At 67.5% G+C, this 6,661-nt stretch carries 8 protein-coding genes; 2 read left to right on the plus strand and 6 right to left on the minus strand.

The genetic code is table 11. The features are described from left to right. The 4 genes from WU80_RS23650 to fadD5 all read right to left on the minus strand — a co-directional run. A partial coding sequence (locus tag WU80_RS23650) for an MCE family protein (protein ID WP_156349736.1) occupies positions 1–572 on the minus strand: 572 nt, incomplete at its 3' end. A gap of 2 nt (positions 573–574) precedes the next feature. After that, entirely contained in the window at positions 575–1,444 is an 870-nt protein-coding gene (locus WU80_RS23655; RefSeq protein ID WP_055405530.1) for an ABC transporter permease, read from the minus strand. A 1-nt stretch (position 1,445) separates the two neighbouring features. Next, the gene (locus WU80_RS23660) at positions 1,446–2,261 is read right to left on the minus strand and encodes an ABC transporter permease (protein WP_055405531.1); all 816 of its coding nucleotides are present in this window, start codon (positions 2,259–2,261) and stop codon (positions 1,446–1,448) included. A 272-nt stretch (positions 2,262–2,533) separates the two neighbouring features. Beyond that, positions 2,534–4,150 carry a fatty-acid--CoA ligase FadD5 gene (fadD5, locus tag WU80_RS23665; protein ID WP_055405532.1) on the minus strand — a complete coding sequence of 539 codons (1,617 nt, stop codon included), beginning with the start codon at positions 4,148–4,150 and terminating at the stop codon, positions 2,534–2,536. A 161-nt stretch (positions 4,151–4,311) separates the two neighbouring features. Between fadD5 and WU80_RS23670 the strand changes: the two genes are divergently transcribed. Further along, entirely contained in the window at positions 4,312–5,004 is a 693-nt protein-coding gene (locus tag WU80_RS23670; RefSeq protein ID WP_082460009.1) for a GntR family transcriptional regulator, read from the plus strand. A 5-nt stretch (positions 5,005–5,009) separates the two neighbouring features. Here WU80_RS23670 and WU80_RS23675 read toward each other — a convergent pair whose 3' ends face one another. After that, positions 5,010–5,450, minus strand: coding sequence for an SRPBCC family protein (locus WU80_RS23675; RefSeq protein ID WP_055405533.1), 441 nt, complete (start codon positions 5,448–5,450; stop codon positions 5,010–5,012). A gap of 95 nt (positions 5,451–5,545) precedes the next feature. Further along, the gene (locus WU80_RS23680; RefSeq protein ID WP_055405534.1) at positions 5,546–6,037 is read right to left on the minus strand and encodes a thioesterase family protein; all 492 of its coding nucleotides are present in this window, start codon (positions 6,035–6,037) and stop codon (positions 5,546–5,548) included. Between the two features lie 14 nt (positions 6,038–6,051). On the opposite strand from WU80_RS23680, the gene WU80_RS23685 reads away from it, so the two are divergent. After that, the coding region (locus WU80_RS23685; RefSeq protein WP_156371844.1) for an alcohol dehydrogenase catalytic domain-containing protein at positions 6,052–6,661 on the plus strand (610 nt) is incomplete at its 3' end.

The raw sequence follows: 6,661 nt of genomic DNA on the forward strand, positions 1-6,661 counted from the left end.
ACCACCGACTGGCCGAACCTGTCGCCCAGCCCGGTCAGCGCCTGGGCGGCCGCGCTCAGCGTCAGGTTCAGCTTGACCGGGTCCACCTTCTCCGCGATCGAGGTGACGGTCTGGAACAGCGTGTTGATCTCCGTGGTCACCGTGCGCGCGTCGATCACGGTGTGCGGGTTGAGCTTTTGCGGCGACGGGTTCTTCGGCGTCGTCAAAGACACGTACTTGCCGCCGAACACCGTGGTCGCCTTGATGTCGGCGTTCACGTTGGACGGGATCAGATTGAGATACCGGGGATACACCTCCAACGTGAATTTCGCGGCGGGCTTGCCGTCGCGCACGGTCTCGGAGATGTCGCCCACCCGGCCGATCTCCACGCCGTTGTAGGTGACCTTCGAGCCCGGATCCATCACCAGGCCCGCCCGCGACGCCAGCATGGTCAGCTTGGTCTTGGGCGTGAAGTTGCCGCGGAACTGCCCGTAGACCAGGACCAACGCCACCAGGGCGATGATCAACGCGGCGGCGCCGGCCAGCTTGTACGGCGGGTTCCGGGGTTTGTTGACCTTCACTGGGGATGACATGGCTACACCGTCAACGCGAAGTTTGGGTTGACGCCGTAGAGCGCCAACGCGGCGGCCAGAACGACGACCTGCACCGACACCAGCGAGAAACGCATCGATCGGCCGACGGCCTCTCCGACGCCGACGGGTCCACCGCCGGCGTTGTATCCGTAGAAGCAGTGGGTGATCATCACGACCGCCGTGATGATGATGGCCTCGAGGAACGACCAGAACACGTCGTCGGGACGCAGGAACGTCCGGAAGTAGTGCTCGTAGGTTCCGTTGGACTGCCCGTAGAGCACCGTGGTGGTGATCTGCGGGGACAGGAACGACATGATCATCGCCAGCGCGTAGAGCGGGATGATGACGACCAGGCCGGCCATGATCCGGGTGGTCGCCAGGAACGAGATCGACTTGATGCCCATGACTTCCAGGGCGTCGATCTCTTCGCTGATGCGCATGGCACCCAGCTCCGCCGTGGCGCCGGCCCCGACGGTGGCGGCCATCGCGATGCCCGTGACAACCGGGGCGGCGATCCGCACGTTGATCAGCGCGGCGAAGAAGCCGGTGAACGCCTCGACGCCGATGTTGCCCAGCGACGCGAAGCCCTGGATGGCGACGAGCGAGCTACCCGACAGCGTCACGAAGCCGACGATCGCGACGGTGCCACCGATGACGGCCATGGCGCCCGTGCCCATGCCGATCTGGGCGATCAGCCGCAGGGTCTCCTTGCGGTAGTTGCGTAGCGCGTGCGGAACGTGGCCCAGGGCCACCACCCCGAACCAGGCCATCTGCCCGACGTCGTCGAGCCCACGGGCGGCGGCGCCGCCGTAGCGGTTGAGGTTTTCGGCCGCCCGCGGGAAGCGGGCACGCAAGACGGCAGCGGTCGACATGTCAGTGGCCCGTTCCGAATCGCACACCGATGGTGGTCAGCACCACGTTGACCGCGTACAACGCGACGACGCAGAGCACGACGGTCTCGTTGACCGCGGTGCCCAGGCCCTTCGAACCGCCGCGCACGGTAAGCCCGCGGTAGCAGCCGACCAGCCCGGCGATCAGGCCGAAGGTCGCGGCCTTGACGGTCGCGATGACCACCTCGGGGAGGCCGGTGATCGTGGTCAGCGTGGCCAGGTACGCACCACCCGAGACGTTTTGCAGGTAGACGCCGAACAGGTAGCCGCCGACCAGGCCCACGGTGATCACCAGGCCATTGAGCAGCGTGGCCACCAGGGTCGCGGCGACCACCCGGGGAACCACCAGCCGGTGGATCGGGTCGATGCCGAGCACCTCCATGGCGTCGATCTCCTCGCGGATGGTGCGTGCGCCGAGGTCCGCGCAGATCGCCGTCGAGCCGGCGCCGGCGACCACCAGCACCGTGGTCAGCGGGCCGAGCTGGGTGACGGCGCCGATCGCCGCGCCCGCGCCGGACAGGTCGGCGGCGCCGAACTGGGCGAGCAGCACGTTGAGGGTGAAGATCAGCAGCACGGTCAGCGGAATCGAAACCATGATGGTCGGCAGGAACGCCACCCGCATGATGAACCAGCACTGCAGGACGAATTCGCGCCACTGGAACGGCCAGCGGAACAGCGCCCGCCCGGTCAGCACGCACATCCGGAAGAATCCCCCGATGAGCGTCAGGGGGGTGTCCAGCTGGTCGCGCAGGTAATTGACGAGGTAGGGGCCCTGCCGACCGGTCGACGTTGACGTCACCGCTGCCCCCTCCAGCTGGTACCGCGCGCCTGTCGGCGCCCCGGCAGATCGTGTAGCAAGCCTCGCCCCCTCGCCGCAACGCGACTGGGGATGCCCCCGCCTCGCCCCAACCCAACGTGTGTGACCATCGGCTCCCTACTGACAAGTAGTAACGGAGACCACAGGAATGTACCCGATGGCCTTGCACGTGTGAACTGCATCTGCACAATTAACCCTTCGCCAACAGCGGGCAAACGTTACAGTTTCCGTCAGCCTTCCTCTCGCCTCATGAATCATGTTGCCCTAGAACGGTTCTCGTCCATATTTGCGCTTCCGTAACGGATCCGTAGCTCAGTCTTGAGCACCTTGCCGGCCGGATTGCGCGGCAGGGCATCGACGATCTCGAGCGCCTTGGGATGCTTGTAGCGGGCCAACCGCTCGGTGAGGAATTCGTCCAATTCGTCCAGGAGTAGCTGATCGCCGGCGATGGCCGCGACCGCGATCGGCACCTCACCCCACTTCTCGTGGGCCCGTCCGATGACCGCGACCTCGACGATGTTGGGATGGCCGGCCAGAACGTTTTCCACCTCGGCGCAATAGATGTTCTCGCCGCCCGAGATGATCATGTCCTTCTTGCGATCCACCACCCAGACGTAGCCCTCCTCGTCCATCCGGACGAGGTCTCCGGAGTGGAACCAACCCCCCGCGAACGCCTCCGCCGTGGCCTCCGGGTTGTTCCAGTACCCGCTCATCAAAGTCGGTGCGCGGTAGACGATTTCGCCCACCTCGCCGATCGGTACGTCGTTCATGTTCTCGTCGACCACGCGGGCGGCAACGGTCGGAATCACCTTGCCCACCGAGCCACGTTTGCGGATCGCGTCTTCACCCAGCAGCATGCAGGTGACCGGCGACATCTCGGTCTGGCCGAACGCCGCGAGGATCTGGGTCCCGGGGAAGACCGCCGACATCTCGCGCAGCAGCGCGTCGGGCGCCGGTGCGGCCCCCCACGACATCACCCGCAACCTCAGGTCGCGCGGACGCGCCTGTTGCTCGGCGCACACCGCCTGCCACTGCGCGGGGACCAGAAAGATGCCGGTGACCTTCTCCTCGGCCAGCACGTCGAGCAGCTGCCCCGGCTCGAACGCGCCCAGCGGGTAGATCACCGTGGGGATGCCGAGCAGCAACGACGTCAGCATGTTGCCGATGCCGGCGATGTGAAAGAACGGGACGCCGACGAAGCCGACGTCGCTGTTGATGTCGGCGCCGTTGGTGTACAGGCCCGTCATGGTCTGACCGGTCAGGTTGGTGTGGGTCAGTACGGCGCCCTTGGGGCGGCCGGTGGTGCCCGAGGTGTACATGATCAGCGCGGGCGAATCGTTCGGGACGTCGACGGGCTCGTGCGCGCGGCCGGTCTCGTCGATCAGGTCGTCGTAGCCGAGCACGCTGTCGTCGCCCGCGCCGCCGGCCACCACGATCGTTTCCAGCAGTGGCTCGACGTCGCGAACCCCGGTGGCCACCGGGGCGAGCACCGATTCGGTGATGAGCACGCGGGCTTCGCAGTCTTGGACCAGGAACGCGATTTCGGCGGCGGTGAGCCGGAAGTTGAGCGGGACCGCGATGGCGCCGAGCGCGTTGATCGCCAGCACCGACTCCATGAACTCGGGACGGTTGAGCATCAGCACCATGACCCGATCGCCGAAGCCGACTCCCCGACGGCTCAGCGCATCGGCCAGCGCCGAAACCCGGCCCTGCAATTCACCCCACGTCGTGGTCTTCCCCAGGAAACGCAGTGCTGCCGCGCCCGGCTGCATGAGGGCATGCCGTTCGAGCTGGTTCACCCAGTTCTGGCGCCGGGCCAGATACGGCTGCTCGGTCGCCTGCGCCAGATGGCTCGCTAATTGCGCGGTCAACTCAAGCCTTTCCCTTCACTCGCGCACCGCTTGCGCCAGGTTGATATTTGATAAAACATGGTGTTGTCTGGGTCACATTATGGCCTTAACGCCCAGCTGACAAGCCCCGACCGAAGTTTCAAACCAACCTCCGCGACGCCCCGAAAGCCCTGGCAGCCCCCGTGAACGCACCGATATCCACGCGACTGAGGAGGCGACGGCCACTGCGCCGGGCACAGCTGTCCGATGAGGTCGCGGGCCACCTTCGAGCGGCGATCATGTCCGGGGCGTTGCGGCCGGGAACGTTCATTCGCCTCGACGAGACCGCGGCCGGGCTCGGCGTGAGCGTCACGCCGGTGCGCGAAGCGCTGCTGAAGCTGCGCGGCGAGGGGATGGTGCAGCTCGAACCGCACCGGGGTCACGTGGTGCTGCCGCTGACGCGCCAGGACATCGAGGACATCTTCTGGCTGCAGGCCACCATCGCCAAGGAGCTGGCGGCCGCGGCCACCGATCACATCACCGACGCCGAGATCGCCGAGCTCGAGCGCATCAACGAGGCGCTCGCCGCGGCGGTGGGGTCCGGCGACGCCGAGACGATCGCGGGCATCGAGTTCGCGTTCCATCGGGTCTTCAACCAGGCGAGCGGGCGGATCAAGCTGGCCTGGTTCCTGCTCAACGCCGCCCGTTACATGCCGGTGCTGGTGTACGCCGCCGACGAACAGTGGGGCGCGGCCGCCGTCGACAATCACCGACAGCTGATCGCCGCGCTGCGCCGGCGCGACGCCGCCGCGGTGATCGAGCACACCGTGTGGCAGTTCACCGACGCGGCGACCCGGCTGACCGAGCTGCGCGACCGCACCGGAATCTTCGACTGAAGCCGCTAACCGGAGGCGAGCTGCTCGGCGCGCCGCTTCAGGGCTTCGGCGAGGTGGTCCAGCACGTTGCCGACGAGCTGCTTGACCATCGGCGCGGGAACCGGCATCGAGGTCTCCACGTCTAAGTCCACGGTCAGCAGGCTCGAGTTGCCCATCTCCACCACGCTGAACAGCTGCTCCTGCTTGGTGAACAGGTCGCCCTGCTGCAGGACGGTCTGGATCTGGTTCTCCCCCGGGTAGTACACGGCCTGGATGAACATGCTCTGCATGCCCTGGTAGTCGGTGTCGAGCCGCAGCTGGCTCGGGCGCCCGTCGTCGTAGCGGGCGAGCACCCAGAGGCCCTTGATCTCCTCGTTCCACTGCGGGTAGGCCTCGAAGTCGGCGACGATCGCCATGATCGAGGCGGCGTCGGCGTTGACCTCGACGGTCTTGCTCATAACGGGCATTGGCGAAGCATAGCCGGGCGCTCGACGCGCCCCCCAGAGCGCGGGTGGCACGGCGATTTCGCGCGAAAGCCCCGGTGCCGCCGGCGATCTCGGGATTACCGGTCCACCCGCGCCGTCGACAACAACGAGCGGATGGCGTCCGGAATCTCGACCGGCTTGCGACTGGTCCGGTCGACGTAGACGTGCACCCAGTGGCCCAGCGCGGTGATGGGCTGGGCCCGCCCGCCCTGGGCCGACCGGACCACGCCGAGCCGGTAGGTCACGCTGCTGCGACCCAGCCGGGTCACCGCCAGGCCCACCGCGAGGTCCTCCGGGAAATGCAGCTCGGAGAAGTACCGGCAGCCCGACTCGGCGACAATGCCCAGCGCGGGCGTGGTGAGCGGGTCCAGCCTGGTGCTGGTGTTGATCCAGGCGTTGATGGCGGTGTCGAACAACTGGTAGTACACGGCGTTGTTGAGGTGGCCGAACATGTCGTTGTCGGCCCACCGGGTTCCGACCGGCCAGATGACCGGGAAGTCGTCGCTGGTGAGCCCGTCCGGCGCCGGCGGTACCACCGGAGCCGGCGAGGCACGCGGTTGGCGAACCATGGTTGTATTCCAGCATGGTTCGGATTCGGGGTGCCGTGCTGGACCGGATCGGTCTGGCCCGCCCGTACGCCGAGTCCCGGCCCATCCGCGTCGTCGATCTCGAGCTGGACCCGCCGGGCAGCGGCGAGGTGATGGTCCGCATCGAGGCGGCCGGCGTGTGCCACTCGGACTTGTCGGTGGTCGACGGCAACCGGGTGCGCCCGGTGCCGATGCTGCTCGGCCACGAGGCGGCCGGGATCGTCGAGCAGGTCGGCGACGGTGTCTCCGACCTCGCCATCGGTCAGCGGGTGGTGTTGGTGTTCCTGCCGCGGTGCGGCCATTGCGCCGCCTGCGCGACCGGGGGCCTGACGCCGTGCGAACGGGGCAGCGCGGCCAACGGCGCCGGGACGCTGCTCGGCGGGGACATCCGGCTCAGCCAGGCCGGCCACCGGGTCTACCACCACCTCGGCGTTTCGGGTTTCGCGACGCACGCGGTGGTCAACCGGGCCAGCGTGGTGCCGGTGCCGCCCGACGTGCCGCCCGAAGTCGCCGCGCTGCTGGGCTGCGCGGTGCTGACCGGTGGCGGTGCGGTGCTCAACGTCGGCGACCCGCGGCCGGGGCAGACCTGTCTCTTATACACATCTG

The organism is Mycobacterium sp. UM_11 (assembly GCF_001414075.1).
In the GTDB taxonomy this organism is placed as follows: Bacteria; Actinomycetota; Actinomycetes; order Mycobacteriales; family Mycobacteriaceae; genus Mycobacterium.

What these genes read in the sequence shown, in the direction of transcription:
- WU80_RS23655 (WP_055405530.1), bottom strand. Translation starts at nt 1,444, where the DNA reads ATGTCGACCGCTGCCGTCTTGCGTGCCCGCTTCCCGCGGGCGGCCGAA.
- WU80_RS23675 (WP_055405533.1), bottom strand. Translation starts at nt 5,450, where the DNA reads ATGCCCGTTATGAGCAAGACCGTCGAGGTCAACGCCGACGCCGCCTCG.
- WU80_RS23680 (WP_055405534.1), bottom strand. Translation starts at nt 6,037, where the DNA reads ATGGTTCGCCAACCGCGTGCCTCGCCGGCTCCGGTGGTACCGCCGGCG.